Annotated in this window: 19 protein-coding genes; 13 read left to right on the top strand and 6 right to left on the bottom strand. The window is 66.5% G+C overall.

The features are described from left to right. Positions 1-146: 146 nt before the first annotated feature. Positions 147-1,196, bottom strand: a complete 1,050-nt coding sequence (locus tag LRS09_RS09340) for an aldo/keto reductase (RefSeq protein WP_257805485.1) — start codon at positions 1,194-1,196, stop codon at positions 147-149. A gap of 193 nt (positions 1,197-1,389) precedes the next feature. Between LRS09_RS09340 and LRS09_RS09335 the strand changes: the two genes are divergently transcribed. Next, positions 1,390-3,378, top strand: a complete 1,989-nt coding sequence (locus LRS09_RS09335; RefSeq protein ID WP_374684826.1) for a PhoX family phosphatase — start codon at positions 1,390-1,392, stop codon at positions 3,376-3,378. Between the two features lie 30 nt (positions 3,379-3,408). Here LRS09_RS09335 and LRS09_RS09330 read toward each other — a convergent pair whose 3' ends face one another. From LRS09_RS09330 to LRS09_RS09320, 3 genes are read right to left on the bottom strand one after another with little or no spacing between them, the layout of a single operon-like run. Then, entirely contained in the window at positions 3,409-3,810 is a 402-nt protein-coding gene (locus LRS09_RS09330; protein WP_257805477.1) for a type II toxin-antitoxin system VapC family toxin, read from the bottom strand. 11 nt (positions 3,811-3,821) lie between these two features. Further along, complete coding sequence (locus LRS09_RS09325; protein WP_257805476.1) at positions 3,822-4,085, bottom strand: type II toxin-antitoxin system Phd/YefM family antitoxin; 264 nt, start codon at positions 4,083-4,085, stop codon at positions 3,822-3,824. A 52-nt stretch (positions 4,086-4,137) separates the two neighbouring features. Beyond that, positions 4,138-4,875, bottom strand: coding sequence for a YggS family pyridoxal phosphate-dependent enzyme (locus LRS09_RS09320; RefSeq protein WP_257805475.1), 738 nt, complete (start codon positions 4,873-4,875; stop codon positions 4,138-4,140). A gap of 199 nt (positions 4,876-5,074) precedes the next feature. On the opposite strand from LRS09_RS09320, the gene leuS reads away from it, so the two are divergent. The 4 genes from leuS (at position 5,075) to LRS09_RS09300 (ending at position 9,892) form a co-directional block, all read left to right on the top strand. Next, positions 5,075-7,693, top strand: coding sequence for a leucine--tRNA ligase (gene leuS / locus LRS09_RS09315; RefSeq protein WP_257805474.1), 2,619 nt, complete (start codon positions 5,075-5,077; stop codon positions 7,691-7,693). Beyond that, positions 7,680-8,237 (top strand): LPS assembly lipoprotein LptE, encoded by a 558-nt coding sequence (gene lptE, locus LRS09_RS09310; RefSeq protein WP_257805471.1) that lies wholly within the window; start codon positions 7,680-7,682, stop codon positions 8,235-8,237. The genes leuS and lptE overlap by 14 nt, the downstream gene beginning before the upstream one ends. A 120-nt stretch (positions 8,238-8,357) precedes the next feature. After that, positions 8,358-9,269, top strand: coding sequence for a 1-acyl-sn-glycerol-3-phosphate acyltransferase (locus LRS09_RS09305; RefSeq protein ID WP_257805469.1), 912 nt, complete (start codon positions 8,358-8,360; stop codon positions 9,267-9,269). 56 nt (positions 9,270-9,325) lie between these two features. Next, positions 9,326-9,892 (top strand): hypothetical protein, encoded by a 567-nt coding sequence (locus LRS09_RS09300; RefSeq protein WP_257805468.1) that lies wholly within the window; start codon positions 9,326-9,328, stop codon positions 9,890-9,892. A 20-nt stretch (positions 9,893-9,912) separates the two neighbouring features. Here the strand turns inward: LRS09_RS09300 and LRS09_RS09295 are convergent, their stop codons facing one another. Together LRS09_RS09295 and fsa are read right to left on the bottom strand one after the other, a co-directional pair. Beyond that, positions 9,913-10,722, bottom strand: a complete 810-nt coding sequence (locus tag LRS09_RS09295) for a 2-keto-4-pentenoate hydratase (protein WP_257805467.1) — start codon at positions 10,720-10,722, stop codon at positions 9,913-9,915. Between the two features lie 5 nt (positions 10,723-10,727). Beyond that, entirely contained in the window at positions 10,728-11,381 is a 654-nt protein-coding gene (gene fsa / locus LRS09_RS09290) for a fructose-6-phosphate aldolase (RefSeq protein ID WP_257805466.1), read from the bottom strand. A gap of 125 nt (positions 11,382-11,506) precedes the next feature. Between fsa and LRS09_RS09285 the strand changes: the two genes are divergently transcribed. From LRS09_RS09285 to atpD, 8 genes are all read left to right on the top strand, one after another. Then, on the top strand, positions 11,507-13,690 hold the full coding sequence (locus tag LRS09_RS09285; RefSeq protein WP_257805465.1) for a primosomal protein N': 2,184 nt from the start codon (positions 11,507-11,509) through the stop codon (positions 13,688-13,690). A gap of 8 nt (positions 13,691-13,698) precedes the next feature. Beyond that, a complete protein-coding gene (locus tag LRS09_RS09280) occupies positions 13,699-14,058 on the top strand; it encodes an ASCH domain-containing protein (RefSeq protein ID WP_257805464.1) in 360 nt (119 codons plus the stop codon). Next, positions 14,055-14,750 (top strand): aspartate/glutamate racemase family protein, encoded by a 696-nt coding sequence (locus tag LRS09_RS09275; protein ID WP_257805463.1) that lies wholly within the window; start codon positions 14,055-14,057, stop codon positions 14,748-14,750. The genes LRS09_RS09280 and LRS09_RS09275 overlap by 4 nt, the downstream gene beginning before the upstream one ends. Before the next feature lie 92 nt (positions 14,751-14,842). After that, positions 14,843-15,238, top strand: coding sequence for a DUF4345 family protein (locus tag LRS09_RS09270; protein WP_257805462.1), 396 nt, complete (start codon positions 14,843-14,845; stop codon positions 15,236-15,238). A gap of 227 nt (positions 15,239-15,465) precedes the next feature. Beyond that, positions 15,466-16,026 (top strand): F0F1 ATP synthase subunit delta, encoded by a 561-nt coding sequence (locus tag LRS09_RS09265; protein WP_257805461.1) that lies wholly within the window; start codon positions 15,466-15,468, stop codon positions 16,024-16,026. Continuing rightward, on the top strand, positions 16,026-17,555 hold the full coding sequence (gene atpA, locus LRS09_RS09260; RefSeq protein ID WP_257805460.1) for a F0F1 ATP synthase subunit alpha: 1,530 nt from the start codon (positions 16,026-16,028) through the stop codon (positions 17,553-17,555). Before LRS09_RS09265 ends, atpA begins: the two co-directional genes overlap by 1 nt. Positions 17,556-17,588: 33 nt before the next feature. Next, positions 17,589-18,470, top strand: coding sequence for a F0F1 ATP synthase subunit gamma (locus tag LRS09_RS09255; RefSeq protein WP_257805459.1), 882 nt, complete (start codon positions 17,589-17,591; stop codon positions 18,468-18,470). A gap of 52 nt (positions 18,471-18,522) precedes the next feature. Continuing rightward, positions 18,523-20,118 carry a F0F1 ATP synthase subunit beta gene (atpD, locus tag LRS09_RS09250; protein ID WP_257805458.1) on the top strand — a complete coding sequence of 532 codons (1,596 nt, stop codon included), beginning with the start codon at positions 18,523-18,525 and terminating at the stop codon, positions 20,116-20,118. The last annotated feature ends 154 nt before the right edge of the window (positions 20,119-20,272 follow it).

Here is a 20,272-nt window from a genome sequence, read left to right as displayed (position 1 = left end):
TTCGCGTATGCGGGGCCACGATATGCCTCTTACTTAGTCGAACAGACTATCTTTGCGTCATCGGCGATCACGGCTCGGTTCGCGTCCGCGCGTTCCTCGCCGCGAATGCCAGGCCCTATGGCGTCTGACATTCGCGGCGGGCGGGTTCATTTCTTCGGCACGAACGGCGCCGGCACGCGGCCGGCGGCCTGGCGCTCCAGCATCCAGCCCGGATATTCGGGCGTAAGCGCGCTTGCCTCGTCGAGGCGGGCGAGCTCGTCGGCGGTGAGGCGCAGGTCGACCGCGGCGAGGTTCTGCTCCAGCTGGTCCATCCGCGAGGCGCCGATGATGATGCTCATCACGAAGGGACGGGCGAGGATCCAGGCGAGCGCCACCGAGGCGACGGTGGCGTCGTGCGCCTTGGCGACGTCGCGCATGATGGCGACGATCGGCCAGGCCTTTTCCTCATCGACCGGCGGGAAGTTGAAGGAGGCGCGGCGGCCCTCGCCATTGCCCGGCGCGCCGGGGCCGTATTTGCCCGACAGAAGACCGCCGGCGAGCGGCGACCAGACCATCAGGCCGAGCTTCTCCTCGGTCAGCATCGGCACGATGTCGCGTTCGAGGTCGCGGCCGGCGATGGAATAGTAGGACTGGACCGTCTCGAAGCGGGCGTAGTCCTTGCGTTCCGAGATGCCGAGGGCCTTGGCGATGCGCCAGGCCTGCCAGTTGGAGACGCCGACATAGCGGACGAGGCCGCGCGAGACGAGGTCGTCGAGCGCGCGCAGCGTCTCGTCGATCGGCGTCACCGTGTCGGTGCCGTGCACCTGGTAGAGGTCGATGTGGTCGGTGCCGAGACGCTCCAGGCTCTGCTCGACCTGGTCCATGATATGGCCGCGCGAGGAACCGCGCTCGTTGGGGCCGCTGCCCATGACGCCGTGGAACTTGGTCGCGATGACCACGTCCTGGCGGCGCACGCCGAGGTTCTTGAGCGACTGGCCGAGAATCTTTTCGGACTCGCCGAAGGAATAGACGTTGGCTGTGTCGAAGAAGTTGATGCCGGCGGCGAGCGACCGCTCGATGAGGCGGTCCGCGGCCTCCTGATCGACCTTGGCGATCTGGCCCCACTGGCCGCCGGCGCCGGCCTCGCCGAAGGTCATCGTGCCGAGGCACAGTTCGGAAACGAAAAGGCCTGTGCGGCCAAGCTGATTGTATCGCATGGGAAAGGCTCCGGGATGGAGGAAAACCTGATTGATATAAGAACGGATCGTTTCGTTTTAAGACCATGGTCCAATCGGGCTGGCCGGACTGGACTATCCCTGCCCGTCCCGGCATCACGGCCTTCCCGTCACGCGCATGTCATCTGCCGGCGATAGGGGCGAGACCGGACAAACGCAGCCGGAGATGCCACGCATGTCGACCCCCTCGCCGTTCCGCACCACGCTTCTCGAAGAGAACGAGGGACCGGGCCACAACCCGACCGACAATCCGTCCATGGGCGAAATCGTCGCCGCGCGCTTCTCGCGCCGCAGCCTGCTGAAAGGCTCGCTGGCGGTGACCGCGATCGCGGCGACGGTGAGCCCGATGGCGCTGATGCTGGCCGACGAGGCGCGTGCCGGGGCGACCGGTTCGGCGTTCAGCTTCGATGAGGTCGAGGCAGGCGTCGACGACAAGCATCATGTGGCTGCCGGCTACGATGCCGACGTGCTGCTGCGCTGGGGCGATCCGCTCTTCGCCGATGCGCCGGATTTCGATCCGGCCGCTCAGTCGGCGGCGGCGCAGGCGCGCCAGTTCGGCTACAACAACGACTATGTCGGCTTCATCCCGCTGGAGGGCTCGAACGAGCACGGGCTGCTGGTGGTGAACCACGAATACACCAATCCGCACCTGATGTTTCCGGGCATCGTTTCGGTGGTCGAGAAGGACGGCAAGAAGAAGCTCGAGCAGAAGCCGCTGACGAAGGAGCAGGTCGACATCGAGATCGCCGCGCATGGCGGCACGATCGCCGAGATCCGCCAGGCCGACGGCAAATGGCAAGTGGTGCGCGACGGCAAGCTCAACCGCCGCATCACCGCCGACACGCCGATGGAGATCACCGGCCCGGCGGCCGGCAGCGACCGGCTGAAGACCGCAGCCGACCCCACGGGCACGAAGGTGCTCGGCACCGTCAACAATTGCGCCGGCGGCGTGACGCCATGGGGCACCTACATCATGGCCGAGGAGAACATCCACGGCTACTTCTCCGGCGAACTGCCGGCGGGGCATCGCGAGGCGCAGAACTACGAGCGGCTCGGCATTCCCGAGGGCTCGTACGAATGGGCCGCGCATTACGACCGATATGACGTCGGCAAGGAGCCGAACGAGCCGAACCGCTTCGGCTGGATCGTCGAGGTGGACGTCAACGATCCGACCTCGACGCCGAAGAAGCGCACCGCGCTCGGCCGCTTCAAGCACGAGGGGGCGGAATCGATCGTAGCCAAGGACGGTCGCGTGGTGTTCTACCTCGGCGACGACGAGCGCTTCGACTACGTCTATAAGTTCGTCACGACCGGCCGGTTCAATCCGGACGACCGCGCCGCCAACATGAACCTGCTCGACGACGGCACGCTGCATGTCGCGAAGTTCGCCGAGTACGGCGCGATGGAATGGCTGCCGCTGGTGTTCGGGCAGGGCCCGCTGACCGCCGCAAACGGCTTCGAAAGCCAGGCCGACGTGCTGATCGAGACCCGACGCGCCGCGGACCTGCTCGGCGCCACGAAGATGGACCGGCCCGAGGACGTGCAGCCGAACCCGGTGAACGGCAAGGTCTATGTGATGCTGACCAACAATACGAAGCGCGAGGAGGCCGACGCGGCCAACCCGCGCGCGAAGAACGCCTTCGGCCACATCATCGAGATCACCGAGGCCGACGGCGACTTCACGGCGACGAAGAGCCGGTGGGACGTGCTTTTGAAGTGCGGCGATCCGTCGGTGGCCGAGGTCGGCGCCAGCTTCTCGACCGCAACGACGGCCAATGGCTGGTTCGGCATGCCGGACAATTGCGCCGTCGATTCCGCCGGAAGGCTGTGGGTGTCGACCGACGGCAACTCGCCCAAGGCGACGGGCCGCACCGACGGGCTGTGGGCGGTGGATACGGAAGGAGACGCGCGCGCGACCTCGCGGCTGTTCTTCCGCGTACCGGTCGGCGCGGAGATGTGCGGGCCGCTGCTGACGGCCGACGACGAGACGATGTTCGTCGCGGTCCAGCATCCGGGCGACGGCGGCGAGGACTGGAAGGAGTTCGGCCGCCCGTCCTACTACGAGGATCTGTCGACCCGCTGGCCGGATTTCTCGCCCGACCTGCCGACCCGGCCGTCGGTGGTGGTGATCACGAAGCAGGGCGGCGGCAAGATTGCGAGCTGACGGGCGAGGGGCCGGGGGGGCCGGCCCCGCTCAGTCCTGCCAGGGATTGAACAGGCGCACGCCCGTATCGGCGAAGTCGGCGACATTGCGCGTGACCAGTGTGAGGTCGTGGACCAGGGCGGTGGCGGCGATCAGGCCGTCGGCATCGCCGCGGGTCTTTGTCATCGAGATCCGACCCCACTGAATTGCGATATCCTCGGTAACCTCGATGATGCGCCCCGCATGTTCACTGCGAAGCTCTTTCAGCCACTCGGCCAAAAGTGTGGATTTGCGTGGGCTCCTCGCAAACGAGATGGAGACGCCGCGTTCGATCTCGCCGATCGTGATGACGCTCAGGAAAAGATGCTGCGACTCCACACCCGCAAGCCAACCTTTCGGCTCACCAACGCCTTTGTAGGCATCCGAAACGACATTGGTATCAATCAGATACATCTGACGTAGCGCTAGATGTCGATTGGAGGACGGCTCGGTGTCTTGCTGCGGTGGTTGATCACTTCCAACGTCTCGTCGTCCAACTCCGGGAAGGCGAGCAAATGCTCGATGAACGACTTTTTCGGTTCGTTGCCGATGATACGGTCGTATTCCTCGGCGGACATCACCACTGCCGTGCGCTTGCCGCGCAGCGTCACTGTCTGGGGGCCTTCGGTCTGCGCTTGACGCACGACCTTGGAAAAATTGTTCTTCGCGTCCTGGAGATGCCAGTTCATGGGGTTGGACCTAGCTAGCTAGCCAGATAGATAGCATTCTTGTCTGTCGCTTTCAACGATGGCCGAAAATGGCGCTGCCGACCCTGACGCTGGTGGCGCCGAAGGCGATGGCGGTCTCGTAGTCGCCGGACATGCCCATGGAGAGTTTTTCCAAGCCGGCCTCGGCGGCGATCTTCGCCAGCAGGGCGAAATGCGGGCCGGGGTTTTCGTCGGCGGGCGGGATGCACATCAGGCCCTCGATGGCGAGGCCGTGGACGTCGCGGCAGCGGGCGGCGAAGGTGGCTGCCTCGCGAGGGTCGATGCCGGCCTTCTGCGGCTCCTGACCGATGTTCACCTGGACGTAGAAGCGAATCTGCCGGCCCTGTTTCGCGGCTTCCTTCGCCAGTTCGGCGGCGATCTTCTCGCGGTCGACGGTCTCGATGACGTCGAACAGGGCGACCGCTTCCTTCGCCTTGTTGGACTGGAGCGGGCCGATCAGGTGGAGTTCGAGGTCGGGGAATTCCTGCCGCAGCGCGGGCCACTTGCCTTGCGCCTCCTGCACGCGGTTCTCGCCGAAGACGCGCTGGCCAGCCTGGAGGACGGGGCGGATGGCGTCGGCCTCGAAGGTCTTGGAGACGGCGACGAGCTGGACAGAACCGGCGGGGCGGCGCGCAGCCTTTTCGGCGGCGGCGATGCGGCCGCGGACGGTGAGGAGGTTGGTGGCGGCGTCCTGCGTATGGCGTCCTCTGACCGCGCCGTCATCCTCGGGCTTGTCCCGAGGATCTACCGAGGCTGATGGGTTTGGATTCATGCGATCGCGTCCTGTCGTGAACTGACCTCACAGGGTAGTAGATCCTCGGGGCAAGCCCGAGGATGACGGCGGTCCGGGGCGGGATGCGATCGATGCTCCATCCGTGACAGCCTCCGCTGATCGGTCGTCTCTTATTGATTCCGCCGGCAAACCGTGGTGAAGGTCCGCCGCGACGCTTCTTTGTGTGAAATAATCCCCGATGGCAACCGAACGATACAATCCCCGCACCGCCGAGCCGAAATGGCGCAAGGCATGGGACGACGCGAAGCTCTTCGAGACGAAGAACGACGATCCGCGCCCGAAATACTACGTGCTGGAGATGTTCCCCTATCCGTCGGGCCGCATCCATATGGGCCATGTGCGCAACTACACGATGGGCGACGTGGTGGCGCGGTGGCGCCGGGCGATGGGCTTCAACGTGCTGCATCCGATGGGGTGGGACGCGTTCGGCCTGCCGGCGGAGAACGCCGCGCGCGACAACAAGGTCAATCCGCGCACCTGGACCTATGCCAATATCGAGACGATGAAGGGCCAGCTGAAGACGATGGGCCTGTCGCTGGACTGGGCGCGCGAGATCGCGACCTGCGACCCGTCCTACTACAAGCACCAGCAGAAGATGTTCCTCGACTTCTGGAAGGCGGGGCTGGTCGAGCGCAAGTCGGCCAAGGTCAACTGGGACCCGGTCGACATGACCGTGCTCGCCAACGAGCAGGTGATCGACGGCAAGGGCTGGCGCTCGGGCGCGGATGTCGAACTGCGCGACCTGACGCAGTGGTTCTTCAAGATCACGTCGATGAGCCAGGAGCTGCTGGACGGGCTGGAGACGCTCGACCGCTGGCCGGAGAAGGTCAAGCTGATGCAGTCGAACTGGATCGGCCGCTCGGAAGGGCTGGCCTTCGAGTTCGGCCTGGTCGGCGCGCCCGAGGGCTTCGACAAACTGCCGGTGTTCACCACCCGCGCGGATACGATGTACGGTCCGACCTTTGCGGCGGTGTCGCCCGACCATCCGCTGGCGAAGAAGCTGGCGGAGACGAACTCGGACGTCGTCGCCTTCATCGACAAGTGCCACCACATGGGCACGTCGCAGGCGGAGATCGACACGGCGGAGAAGCTCGGCTTCGACACCGGGATCAGGGTGACGCATCCGGCCGATCCGAACTGGACGCTGCCGCTCTACATCGCGAACTTCGTCTTGATGGACTACGGCACGGGCGCCATCATCGGCTGTCCGGCGCACGACCAGCGCGACCTGGACTTCGCCCGCAAATACGGGCTGCCGGTGATCGACGTCTTCCTGCCGCTGGACAGCGACGAGCGCGTCGGCGACGTGGCCTTCGTTCCTGCCAAGACCGATACGGTGCGCTACGTGCAATGGGCGGGCGAGCCCACGGTGCAGACATGCCAGCAGGCGATGGACGCGTCCCTGACGATGTTCGAGCAGGCGGGCTGGGGCAAGCGCAAGGTGCAGTTCCGGCTGCGCGACTGGCTGATCTCGCGCCAGCGCTATTGGGGCTGTCCGATCCCGGTGATCCACTGCGACGATTGCGGCGCGGTGCCGGTGCCTGCCGACCAATTGCCGGTGCTTTTGCCGGACGACGTGTCGTTCGACAAGCCGGGCAATCCGCTCGACCATCATCCGACCTGGAAGCACGCCAACTGCCCGAAATGCGGCAAGCCGGCGCGGCGCGATACCGACACGATGGACACGTTCGTCGATTCGTCCTGGTATTTCGCCCGTTTCACCGACCCGTGGAACGAGGAGCAGCCGACGACGCTGAAAGATGTCGACGGGCCGAAGGGCTGGCTGCCGGTGAACCAGTATATCGGCGGCATCGAGCACGCGATCCTGCACTTGTTATACTCGCGCTTCTTTGCCCGGGCGATGAAGGCGACGGGCCATCTGACCACGGTCGAGGAGCCGTTCGAGGGCCTGTTCACGCAGGGCATGGTGGTGCACGAGACCTACAAGGGGCCGCACGGCTGGGTCACGCCCGCGGAAGTGAAGATCAGCGAGATCGACGGCAAGCGCAGCGCCGTGCTCGCCTCCGACGGCTCGCCGATCGAGATCGGCTCGATCGAGAAGATGTCGAAGTCGAAGAAGAACGTGGTCGACCCCGACGACATCATCGCCTCCTACGGCGCCGATACGGCGCGCTTCTTCATGCTGTCCGACTCGCCGCCGGAGCGCGACGTGATCTGGACGGAGGCCGGCGTCGAGGGTGCGCACCGCTTCGTGCAGCGCGTCTGGCGTCTGGTGTCGGAGGCGGCGCCGTCGCTGTCGGGCGTCGCGGCAAAGGCGGCGACCGAGGGCGCGGCCGGCGAGGTCTCGAAGATCGCGCACAAGACGCTGAAGGCGGTGGGCGAGGAAATCGGGCGGCTGGGCTTCAACAAGGCCGTGGCGAGGCTCTATGAGCTGACCAACGCGCTGCAGACCCCGCTGGCCGACATTGCCGCCGGCAAGGCCGATGCGGCGATGAGCGGCGCGGCGCGGCAGGCGGTCGAGTTCCTGATCGCAATGATCGCGCCGATGACGCCGCACCTCGCGGAAGAATGCTGGCAGGCGATCGGCTGCGACGGAATGGCGGCTGAACAATCCTGGCCCGAGTTCGACCCCGCGCTAGTGGTAGACAACGAGGTCGTGATGCCGGTGCAGATCAACGGCAAGAAGCGCGGCGATTTGACAATCGCCCGCGACGCAGATCAAGCTGCCGTCGAGCAGGCGGCGCTGGCGCTTGACTTCGTCCAGAAGGCTCTGGAAGGAAAGGCGCCGCGCAAGGTCATCGTGGTGCCGCAGAGGATCGTCAATGTCGTTGCATGAGATGAATCGACGGCGCTTCTCGCTGGGACTGGTCGCTCTGGCTGGTCTCGCGGCGATGTCCGCCTGCACGGCGCGTCCGCTCTACAGCGATGCGGGCCTGCAGACCGGCTCGCTCGCCGGCAGCGCGGCCCGGCCGTCGATCGTCGTCAAGCCGGCGACGACCCGCGTCGGGCTCGAAGTGCGCAACCATCTCATCTTCCTGTTGACCGGCGGCGGCGCCGAACCGGCCAATCCGGTCTATACGTTCGATTCGACGGTGTCCTCGGCCAGCAGCAACACCGCGACGATCCAGCGGACGGTCGATACCGAGCCGACGTCCGGCCAGGTGACCGTCACCGCGAGCTACAAGATCATCGACAACAAGACCGGCGAGCCCGTGGCCGCCGGCCGCCGGTCGATGGTCGCGTCCTACGATATTCCCCGCCAGGAGTTCGCCGCCGTGCGCGCCCTGCGGGATGCGGAAAACCGTGCCGCGCGGGAACTCGCCGAAACCCTGCGCGCCGCGATTGCCCAGGATCTGGCGCGCCTGCCGCCGGCGTCCTGAACGGACGCCGGCTCAGGGAACCGGATTTCAACTCGTCGGTTGTTGGGCGAGCGTCATTTTCGCGTCACCATTATTGGCGAGAAGCGGAACGGGGCTCGCACGCCGGTTGGATGAGGTAAGATGACGACATCCCAGTTCGGGCTCCTGTCCGGTCGGCTGGAGACGCTGCGTACGGGCGGCGACCACATCGTCGACCAGCTCATCGCCGAGCGCACCCAGTTGATCTCGAAACATCCGCTCTGGCCGCTGATCCGGCCGGTTCTGGTGCGATTCCTCCACTATCGCCAGGCCGTCGAGATGGCCGACGAGATCGCGCGGCTGGACGGCTGGCGCGCCTTCGAGATGATCAGCGGGCTTCTGTCGCTGGACCTGACGCTGACCGGCCTGTCGAACCTGCCGAAGACGGGGGGCTTCATCCTCGCCCCGAATCACCCGACGGGCATCGCCGACGGCATCGCCATCTTCGACACGCTGAAGGCGGTGCGGCCGGACATGACCTTCTTCGCCAACCGCGACGCGCTGCGCGTGTCGGCCGGGTTCCGCGACATGATCATCCCGGTCGAGTGGCGAGCCGGCGCGAAATCCTACGGCAAGTCGCGCGACACGCTGGAGATGACGGCGAAGGCCTTTACCGATAACCGGCCCGTGGTGCTGTTCCCGTCCGGCCGGCTGGCCTTCTGGAACGAGGGCAAGCTGACCGAGCGGCCGTGGCAGAACTCGGTCGTGTCGCTGGCGCGCCGCTACAACTATCCCGTCGTGCCGGCGCATATCTCGGCGCGGAATTCCGGCCTGTTCTACTTCCTGTCGAAGCACTCGACCGAAATCCGCGACATGACGCTGTTCCACGAGCTCTTGAACAAGAAGCGGCAGAAGTTCGCGATCTCGATCGGCCATCCGATCGCGCCGGACTGCCTGGAAGGCGAACCGGCCGAGGTCGCCGCCGCCCTGCAGGAGCATACGGTGGTACGGATGGCGGACGATCCCGACGCCGTCTTCCGTCCGGTCGCGCCGCGGCTGCCAAGCGCGGCCTGAGAGCTTTCTTCCCTAGCGGAAGGAGACTATCCTGTCCGTCCGTCAGGAGGCAGGTGATGAAACGAATCGCGGGTATTGCCCTGGTCTGCGCAGCACTGGCCGCGCCGGTGCCGCTCTTCGCGCAGGCGATCGCGCCCGGCGAGGAGAGGGAACTGGCGAACTTCCTCAAGCCGGAGGCGGGCAAGCGGATCTGCTATGCGCGCGTCTATACGCCCGAGCACCTGGCAAAGCACCCGAAGCAGAAGGTGACGGAGATCGGCTTCCGGCTGGCCTATTACCGCTTTCCGCCGGACGAGTTCCATCCGCAGGGCCAGCGCAACTACTACTTCGCCCTGACCGCGAAGCGGAAGGGAAACAGCCGGCTCATGACCGCCCGCGGCGAATGCGGCCCGGACGGTACCGGCATCGGCTGCGGCGTGGAATGCGACGGCGGCGGCGTGACCGTGACGCGCCGCCCCGGCGACAAGATCCTCGTCAGCCTCGGCAAGGGCGGCTGGATCCGCATGACGGAAGGCTGCGACGAGGAGGAGAACGCGGTCAATCTGGAAGCGGGCGAGGACGACCGTGAGTTTCTTCTGAGCCGTCTGCCCGATTCGGCCTGCCCGCCCTACGGAGCGTGGTAAAGGCGGCCAGCGGTATCCGGTTATGCGAAGGTGACGTCCATGCCGGGCAGGTCGTAGCCGCCTAGGACCGTCTGCCAGCGTTCGCCGGGCGCGATCGGAAGGGCGCGCGTGATCGTTCCCGTCGAGATGATGTCGCCGGCACGCATGGGGGCCTCGTCGGGATCGTCCGCCAGTGCTGCGACGAGGTGGGCGAGCGCGTGCACGGGGCCGTCCAGCACATTGGCGCCGCGGCCGCGGTCTGCTTCCGCGCCGTTCTTATGGAGCGAGACCGTCAGGTCCGCGAGGGCCTGCGGCAGGGCGGACCGTTCGTCGCGCGAGACGGGACGGCGAGGGCCGACGAGGAGTTTTCCGTGCAGGGCTCCGGCGGCGGTGCAATCGGCCGCCTGGAAATGCCAGTCGGGAAACGGCGACTGCACGATCTCGTAGCCGTGCGCGATCCAGCCGATCCGCCCGGCGATTGCCTCGACATCCATGCCGGGTTCGAGGTCGTCTTCGAGGCCGATCATGATCTCGGGCTCAATGCGCGGCTGGAGGAGGTCGGCGATGGCGACCGTCATGCCTGGCTGTGCATTCGTGAGCGTCGCGTCCCAGACGTCGCCCCAGATCGGGGCCCAGACGCCGTATTCCGGCCAGATGCCTCGGTTGGTGAAGCCGATCTTGCGGCCGACCTTGCGCAGGCCGCGGGCAGTCCGCAGCCGGGCCAGCTCGCGCGCGACGGCCTGCGCCCGGCGGGCGTCGAGCCCGCCGTCGCGGCCGGTGAACGGCGCGATCTGGAGGTGGTCGTCCAGCGCCGACAGGACCTCGCGGGCGATGTCGGCGGCCGGACGCATGGGTCTCAGCCGATCTTCTGGCCGGTCTTGGCCCAGTCGGCGAGGAACTGCTCCAGCCCCTTGTCGGTGAGCGGGTGCTTGACCAGGGCCTTAAGCGTCGCCGGAGGCACGGTCGCGACGTCGGCGCCGATCAGCGCGACGCGCTTGACGTGGTCCGGCGTGCGGATCGAGGCCGCGAGGATTTCCGTCTCGAAGCCGTAATTGTCATAGATGTGGCGGATCTCGGCGATCAGCTCGACGCCGTCGAAGCCCATGTCGTCGAGGCGGCCGATGAAGGGCGAGATGAAGGTCGCGCCCGCCTTGGCCGCCAGCAGCGCCTGGTTGGCGGAGAAGCAGAGCGTGACGTTGGTCTGGCGGCCGTCGCCGGTGAGCGCCTTGCAGGCCTTGAGGCCGTCCAGGGTGAGCGGCAGCTTGATGCAGATGTTGTCGGCGATCTTCGACAGCACGTCGGCCTCGCGCATCATCTCGGCATATTCGGTTGCCGTGACCTCTGCGGAGACCGGTCCGTCGACGATGTCGCAGATCTCCTTGGTGACTTCCCTAATGTCGCGGCCGGATTTGAGGATCAGCGACGGGTTGGTGGTGACGCCGTCCAGCAGACCCAGATCGTTGAGTTCGCGGATATCCTTCACGTCCGCAGTATCGACAAAGAACTTCATGGCCGTCTCCTTCAATTCGTTGGGCCGGCTTGGGTCCGGCCTCGGCGCGGCACAGCCGCCTTCGGCGGCGGGGCCGCCGTGATCGGCCTTTGCTCTAGCCGAAACTAGATGCAAGGTCACGCGCCATGAACAGAGATTCGCCACGACCGAGAACGGCGGCGGTGCTCGTGCCGATGCCGGCCGAGCGGCCGCACACCTATGCCGTGCCGGACGGCATGCAGGTGGAGCCGGGATCGATCGTGCAGGTGCCGCTGGGGCCGCGCGAGGTGGCGGGCGTGGTGTGGGACGCGGATGCGGGCAATGTCGACCCGAAGAAGCTGAGGCCGATCACGAGAGCCTTCGACTGCCCGCCGCTGTCGAAGGACATGCGCCGCTTCATCGACTGGGTGGCGGACTACACGCTGTCGCCGCCGGGGCTGGCGGCGCGGATGGCGCTGCGCGCACCGGCGGCCTTCGATCCCGAGCCGTGGATCGAGGGACTGAAGCCGACCGGCAACGCGCCCGACCGGATGACCGATGCACGGCGGCGCGTGATGGAATTGATCGGCGACGGCTTCGCCTGGACGCGCTCGGGGCTGGCGCATGCCGCGGGCGTGACGGGCGCGGTGATCGACGGCATGCGGGCACAGGGCTGTTTCGAGGACACGCTCTTGCCGCCGCGCCCCGTGGTGGCGCCGCCCGACCCGGCCTATGGCGGCCAGGACCTCAATCCGGACCAGAAGGCGGCGGCCGACCGGCTCGCCGCGACGGTCAAGGCCGGCGGCTATTCGGTGACGCTGATCGACGGCGTCACGGGATCGGGCAAGACGGAGGTCTATTTCGAGGCGATCGCGGCGGCGGTGGAGGCGGGGCGGCAGGTGCTGGTGCTTCTGCCGGAGATTGCGCTGACGCACGCCTTTCTCGAACGGTTCCAGCAGCGCTTCGGCGCCAAGCCGGCCGAATGGCATTCCGACCTTGCACCGCGGATGCGCGAGCGGGTGTGGCGGCAGGTGGCGGAGGGGCAGGTGCGCGTGGTGGCCGGGGCGCGCTCGGCACTGTTCCTGCCGTTCAACGAACTCGGCCTGATCGTCGTCGACGAGGAGCACGATCCCGCCTTCAAGCAGGAGGATCGCGTCTTCTACAATGCCCGCGACATGGCGGTGGTGCGCGGCCATATCGGCGCGTTCCCGGTGATCCTGTCGTCCGCCACGCCGTCGGTCGAGACGCGCGTCAATGCGCAGACGGGGCGCTATGCCCGTGTGGCGCTGCCGTCGCGCTATGCCGAGGCGGCACTGCCGGAGCTGGCCTCGATCGATCTGAGACGCCATCCGCCGGCGCGCGGCGGGTTCCTGTCGCCGCCGCTGATCGAGGCGATGCGCCGCACGCTGGAGAAAGAGGAACAGTCGCTGCTTTTCCTGAACCGGCGCGGCTATGCGCCGCTGACCTTGTGCCGGGTGTGCGGCCACCGCTTCCAGTGCCCGGACTGCTTGTCCTGGCTGGTGGAGCACCGGTTCCGGGGACAGCTCGTCTGCCACCAGTGCGGCCATGCCGAGAAGAAGCCCGAGGCCTGCCCGGAATGCGGCACGCTCGACCATCTCGTCGCCTGCGGGCCGGGGGTGGAGCGCATCGCGGAGGAAGTAGTGGCACACTTCCCGGATGCGCGCACCATCGTGCTGTCGTCGGATCTTGTCGGCGGGGTGAGGCGGCTCAGGCTCGAACTGGAGGCGGTGGCGAAGGGCGAGGCGGACATCGTGATCGGCACTCAGCTCGTCGCCAAGGGGCACAATTTCCCGAACATGACGCTGGTGGGCGTGGTCGACGCCGATCTCGGGCTGGCCAATGGCGACCCGCGCGCGGCGGAGCGGACGTTCCAGCTGCTGAGCCAGGTGACCGGGCGCGCGGGGCGCACGGGCAAGAAGAGCCGCGGCCTGCTGCAAACCTACCAGCCGGACCATCCGGTGATGCGGGCGATCGTGTCGGGCGACGCTGAGAGCTTTTACGAGCGCGAGATCGCCGAGCGCGAGCGGGCCGGACTGCCGCCGTTCGGGCGGCTCGCCGGCATCATCGTCAGCGCGGCGACAAGGGCGGAGGCGGAAAGCCATGCGCGAGGGCTGCGGCGCGCGGCACCCGCCGCGAACGATATCCACGTGCTCGGCCCGGCGGAGGCGCCCCTGTCGCTCGTCGGCGGGCGGCACCGTTTCCGGCTTTTGGTACAGGGCGAGCGGAAATCGCACCTCCAGGGCTTCGTGCGCGAGATGCTCGCGGCCGGGCCGAAGCTGCGCGGCAGCGTGCGCGTGCAGGTCGATATCGATCCGCAGAGTTTTCTATGAGGCCTGTTATGCAATCGCTTGGCGTCGTTCCTCGTCTTTTTCCCGAGATCGTCAGCGGCGAAAAGACATCGACGATTCGCTGGCGCGAACGGCGCATAGTGCCGGGACCCATGCTGTATGTCTGTGATGGCGATCCGGCCCTCACCGCACTGGTCCTTGTGACGAAGGTCACGACGATGAAGCTCCGGAACGCCGCGCGCTATCTCGGCCGGGAGGATGACTGGCCGGACGCCGTCATGCTCGAAGGCATGCGCGAACATTATCCGTCCATCTCGCTCGACGACGAGGTAGAGGCTGTCGAGCATCTCACGCCCGCAGAGACGTCCGCAGGGCCTTTGCATCCTGATCGGAGAAACGAATCGCCATGAAAACGATCGGCCTGATCGGCGGGATGAGCTGGGAATCGACGGCGATCTATTACCGGCTGATCAACGAGGGCGTGCGCGAGCGGCTGGGCGGGCTGCATTCGGCGAAACTGCTGCTCTATTCTTTCGACTTCGACGAGATCGCATCCCTTCAGACGGCCGGCGACTGGGCGGGCGCGGGGGTTCTGCTGGCCGAGGCCGCGCGGCGGCTGGAAGGGGCGGGCGCCGAGGCGCTGGTGCTGGGCACCAACACGATGCACAAGCTGGCGGCAGAGGTCGAGGGCGCCGTGTCGATCCCGCTGATCCACATCGCCGACGCGACGGCGGAGGCGATGACAGCCCGGGGCGTGACGCATCCGATCCTTCTCGCGACCCGCTTCACGATGGAGCAGGAGTTCTATACTGGCCGGCTGCGCGACCGGCACGGCATCACAGCGGCTGTGCCGGATCCCGCTGGCCGCGATGTCGTCCATCGCATCATCTACGAGGAACTGGTGCGCGGCATCGTGACCGCGCCCTCCAAGCAGGACTATCTGGCGGAGGTCGCGCGGCTTCGGCAGGCCGGCGAGGCCGACGGGCTGATCATGGGCTGCACCGAGATCACCATGCTGATCGGGCAGGACGATTTCGACTTCCCGGTGTTCGACACGACCGCCCTGCATGCACGGGCGGCCGTCGACTTCATGCTGGGGTGAGGCAAGGAATCCGTATCGCCCGCGGCCGCGGCGTCTGGCGTCCGCGCCGCGCATTTGCAAGATAGGCGGCGCGTCCCCGGCGGAGAATCACGATGGAATTCGCATTTCCCTGGCCTTTCAGCCAAGGCGAGTGGCTGGCATGGTCCTCGGCCGCGGTCACTGTCCTGTTCGGCCTGATCCTGTTCTTTGCCCCTAGCCTGTCGCTGCGCCTTCTGCGGCTGCAGACGACGCCGGAGCATCCGGAGGCGCTGGCGGAGGCGCGGGCGACGATGTCGGGCTTCTATCTCGGCCTCGGCCTCACCTGCATCCTCTTCGCCCAGCCGATGCTCTACATCGCGCTCGGCGCGTCCTGGGCGCTGACGGCGTTCGGGCGCATCGTCTCGATGATGTCGGACCGGGGAAACACGCTCTACAACTGGATTTCGCTTGCGCTGGAGATCGTGCTGGCGGCGCTGCCGCTCGCCTTCGCGTTCGGGCTCGTTCCGTGAGCGTCTGCGGATGTAGGCGCATCTGCGACAAAACTGCGCCAAAACCGCGCGCCGGGGCGTGTTGCGACTCCGGAAAGCCTGTGCTAGACGGCAATCGACTTTTGGCCGGGGGATGCGGCAAGGCCACGCTTCCGGGTTGAAATAATCAACAAGGCCAATGATTTAGCCAGAGTGATCCACTCCAGCGGAAAATCCTTGCGCCGCTCAGGCTAGAGAAAAGACGATCTGTGGCTAAGACTGGTTCGACCATCTCCGGCGTCGCGGAAAGATATGCGGGCTCGCTGTTTGAGCTCGCCGCCGACGCGAAGGCCGTCGCGGCTGTTGAAAAGGATCTCGGCGCGTTCGAGAAGATGCTTTCCGAGAGCGTCGACCTGAAGCGCCTGGTTGAAAGCCCGGTCTTCTCTTCCGACGAGCAGTTCAACGCCATCTCGGCGATCGTGAAGAAGGCTGGCCTGTCCGCGCTGACCGGCAACTTCCTGAAGGTCGTGGCGCGGAACCGCCGCCTGTTCGCCGTGCCGGCGATGATCCGCTCCTTCCGCGAGATCGCCGCCGAGAGCCGCGGCGAGGTCGCCGCGGAGGTCACTTCCGCCCATGCGCTGACGGCGGCCCAGCAGACGGAACTCAAGACGGCGCTGAAGTCGGTCGCCGGCAAGGACGTCGCCATCGCGGTGACCGTCGATCCCACGCTTCTCGGCGGAATGATCGTCAAGATCGGCTCGCGCCAGATCGACACGTCGCTCCGCACCAAACTCAATTCGCTCAAGCTCGCACTTAAAGAGGTCGGCTGATGGACATCCGCGCCGCGGAAATCTCCGCAATTCTCAAGGACCAGATCAAGAATTTCGGCAAGGAAGCCGAGGTTTCGGAGGTCGGTCAGGTTCTGTCGGTCGGCGACGGCATCGCCCGCGTCTACGGTCTGGACAACGTCCAGGCCGGTGAGATGGTCGAGTTCCCCGGTGGCGTGCGCGGCATGGCGCTGAATCTCGAAACCGACAATGTCGGCGTCGTCATCTTCGGCTCCGACCGCGACATCAAGGAAGGCGACACCGTCAAGCGCACCGGCGCGATCGTGGACGTGCCGGTCGGTCCGGGCCTGCTCGGCCGCGTGGTCGACGCGCTCGGCAATCCGATCGACGGCAAGGGCCCGATCGAGGCCGTCGAGCGCCGCCGCGTCGACGTCAAGGCGCCCGGCATCATTCCGCGCAAGTCGGTGCATGAGCCGATGTCGACCGGCCTCAAGGCCATCGACGCGCTGATCCCGGTCGGCCGCGGCCAGCGCGAGCTGGTCATCGGCGACCGCCAGACCGGCAAGACCGCCATCATCCTCGACACCTTCCTCAACCAGAAGCCGCTCAATGCCGGTGACGACGAGAAGGCCAAGCTCTACTGCGTCTACGTCGCCGTTGGCCAGAAGCGCTCGACCGTCGCGCAGTTCGTCAAGGTGCTCGAAGAGCGCGGCGCGCTGGAATATTCGGTCGTCATCGCGGCGACCGCCTCCGACGCCGCCCCGATGCAGTTCATCGCGCCGTTCGCCGGCTGCGCCATCGGCGAGTGGTTCCGCGACAACGGCAAGCACGCCGTGATCGCCTATGACGACCTGTCGAAGCAGGCCGTCGCCTACCGCCAGATGTCGCTCCTGCTGCGTCGCCCGCCGGGCCGCGAAGCCTATCCGGGCGACGTGTTCTTCCTTCATTCGCGCCTGCTCGAGCGCGCCGCGAAGATGAACGATGACAACGGCGCCGGCTCGCTCACTGCCCTGCCGGTCATCGAGACGCAGGCGAACGACGTGTCGGCCTACATCCCGACCAACGTGATCTCGATCACGGACGGCCAGATCTTCCTCGAGACCAACCTGTTCTTCCAGGGCATCCGTCCGGCCGTGAACGTCGGCCTGTCGGTGTCGCGCGTCGGCTCGTCGGCGCAGATCAAGGCGATGAAGCAGGTCGCGGGCTCGATCAAGGGCGAGCTCGCCCAGTATCGCGAGATGGCCGCCTTCGCGCAGTTCGGTTCGGACCTCGACGCAGCGACGCAGCGCCTGCTCAACCGCGGCGCGCGCCTGACGGAGCTGCTGAAGCAGCCGCAGTTCTCGCCGCTGAAGACGGAAGAGCAGGTGGTCGTGATCTTCGCCGGCGTGAACGGCTATCTCGACAAGCTGGCGCTCAACCAGGTCGGCAAGTTCGAGCAGGGCTTCCTCGGCTACATGCGCTCCGAAGGCAAGGAGGTGCTCGACGCGATCCGCACCGAGAAGCAGATCTCGGACGGAACCAAGGAAAAGCTCAAGGCGGCGCTCGACGCGTTCGCCAAGACCTTCGCCTGAGACGGTAGAGACAGCAGGGCTGGATAGCGCGGCATGCCTTCACTGAAAGACCTTAGAAACCGGATCGCCTCCGTCAAGGCGACGCAGAAGATCACCAAGGCGATGCAGATGGTCGCCGCGGCGAAGCTGCGTCGTGCACAGGAGGCGGCTGAGGCCGCGCGTCCGTATTCGCAGCGCATGGGCGCGGTTCTGGCCAACATCGCCGGCGCCGTCTCGGGCGGCGATGCGCCGGCGCTGATGGCCGGCACCGGCAAGGACGACACGCATCTGCTGATCGTGGCGACCGCCGATCGCGGCCTGTGCGGCGGCTTCAACTCGCAGATCGCGCGCTTCGCCCGCGATCATATCCGCAAGCTGCAGGCGGCCGGCAAGACGGTGAAGATCATCACCGTCGGCAAGAAGGGCAACGACATCCTGCGCCGCGACTTCGCCTCGCTGATCATCGACCGGATCGAGCTGCGCGACGCCAAGCAGGTCGGCTTCGTCCATGCCGACATGATCGCCAAGAAGGTCATGACCCTGTTCAGCCAGGGCGCATTCGACGTGGCGACGCTGTTCTACTCGGAATTCAAGTCGGTGATCAGCCAGATCCCGACCGCGCAGCAGATCATCCCGGCATCGGCCCCGGTCGCCGCCGAGACGAAGGCCGACGCGAATGCGGCCGTCTACGAATACGAGCCGGAGCCGGGCGAGATCCTCGCGGACCTCATCCCGCGCAACATCAAGGTGCAGATCTTCCGCGCGCTGCTGGAAAACGCGGCCGGCGAGATGGGCGCCAAGATGAGCGCGATGGACAATGCCACGCGCAATGCCGGCGACATGATCAACAGGCTGTCGATCACGTATAACCGCCAGCGGCAGGCTCAGATCACCAAGGAACTGATCGAAATCATTTCGGGCGCCGAAGCGCTCTAGCAGCGGACCTTCAGGGTCGCTCGCAACGGAAACAGGAAAGAGGGTCGTCACGATGGCAAAGGCCGCAACTCCGAAGGCTCCCGCAGCCGCCAAGGCTCCGGCAAAGGCAGCCGCCGCTCCCAAGGCGGCAACTGCGAAGGCAGCCGCTCCCAAGGCCGCGAAGGCGGCGTCCTCGCTCGCCGCGGTGACCACGTCCGGCGGCACGATGTCGGGCGGCAAGGCCACCGGCAAGATTTCGCAGGTCATCGGCGCCGTCGTCGACGTGTCGTTCGAGGGCACGCTGCCGCCGATCCTGAACGCGCTCGAGACCATGAACGGCGGCAACCGCCTCGTGCTCGAAGTCGCCCAGCACCTCGGCGAGAACACGGTCCGCACCATCGCGATGGACTCCTCCGAAGGCCTCGTGCGCGGCCAGCCGGTGGTCGACACCGGCTCGCCGATCATGGTTCCGGTCGGCGACGAGACGCTCGGCCGCATCATGAACGTCATCGGCGAGCCGGTCGACGAAGCCGGCCCGGTCAAGACCAAGGGCAAGCGCGCGATCCACCAGGACGCGCCGGCCTATGTCGAGCAGTCGACGGAAGCGCAGATCCTCGTCACCGGCATCAAGGTCATCGACCTGCTGGCACCCTATGCCCGCGGCGGCAAGATCGGCCTGTTCGGCGGCGCCGGCGTCGGCAAGACCGTGCTGATCCAGGAACTGATCAACAACGTCGCGAAGGCGCACGGCGGCTACTCGGTGTTCGCCGGCGTCGGCGAGCGGACCCGCGAGGGCAACGACCTCTATCACGAGATGATCGAGTCGGGCGTGAACAAGGACCCGCACGAGCACGGCGGCTCAACCGAAGGTTCCAAGTGCGCGCTGGTGTTCGGCCAGATGAACGAGCCGCCGGGGGCGCGCGCCCGCGTCGCGCTGACCGGTCTCACCATCGCCGAGCATTTCCGGGACCAGGGCCAGGACGTGCTGTTCTTCGTCGACAACATCTTCCGCTTCACCCAGGCGGGTTCGGAAGTGTCGGCGCTTCTCGGCCGTATTCCTTCGGCGGTGGGCTATCAGCCGACGCTGGCCACCGACATGGGCCAGATGCAGGAGCGCATCACCACGACGACCAAGGGCTCGATCACCTCGGTGCAGGCCATCTACGTGCCCGCCGACGACCTGACCGACCCGGCGCCGGCGACCTCGTTCGCCCACCTCGACGCCACGACCGTGCTGTCGCGTGCGATCTCCGAGAAGGGCATTTATCCGGCGGTGGACCCGCTGGACTCCACCTCGCGCATGCTCGACCCGCAGGTCGTCGGCGAGGAGCACTACCAGATCGCCCGCCAGGTGCAGCAGACGCTGCAGCGCTACAAGTCGCTGCAGGACATCATCGCGATCCTGGGCATGGACGAGCTGTCTGAAGAGGACAAGCTCACCGTCGCCCGCGCCCGCAAGATCGAGCGCTTCCTGTCGCAGCCGTTCTTCGTCGCCGAGGTGTTCACCGGTTCGCCGGGCCAGCTCGTCCCGCTCGAGGACACGATCCGCTCCTTCAAGGGCCTCGTGAACGGCGAATACGACCACCTGCCGGAAGCGGCCTTCTACATGGTCGGCTCGATCGAGATGGCCATCGCCAAGGCGCAGAAGCTGGCGGCGGAAGCTGCCTAAGGCACATTGGCTGGACCCGCTTTCCGGAAGGGCGAGCGGGTTCGGCTGGTCCGGCTTGAGGACGGTTTCTTCTCAGGCATGGACGACGAAGACATTGCCGCTCTGAAGTCCCTGGTCGGTCGAACATGGATCGTCGAGGGACCGCACGAGGAGA

It is taken from the genome of Mesorhizobium sp. J428 (assembly GCF_024699925.1).
Classification (GTDB): domain Bacteria; phylum Pseudomonadota; class Alphaproteobacteria; order Rhizobiales; family Rhizobiaceae; genus Mesorhizobium_A.
Note: the sequence above shows the minus strand (reverse complement) of the source record. Positions and strands in the feature narration are given on the sequence as shown.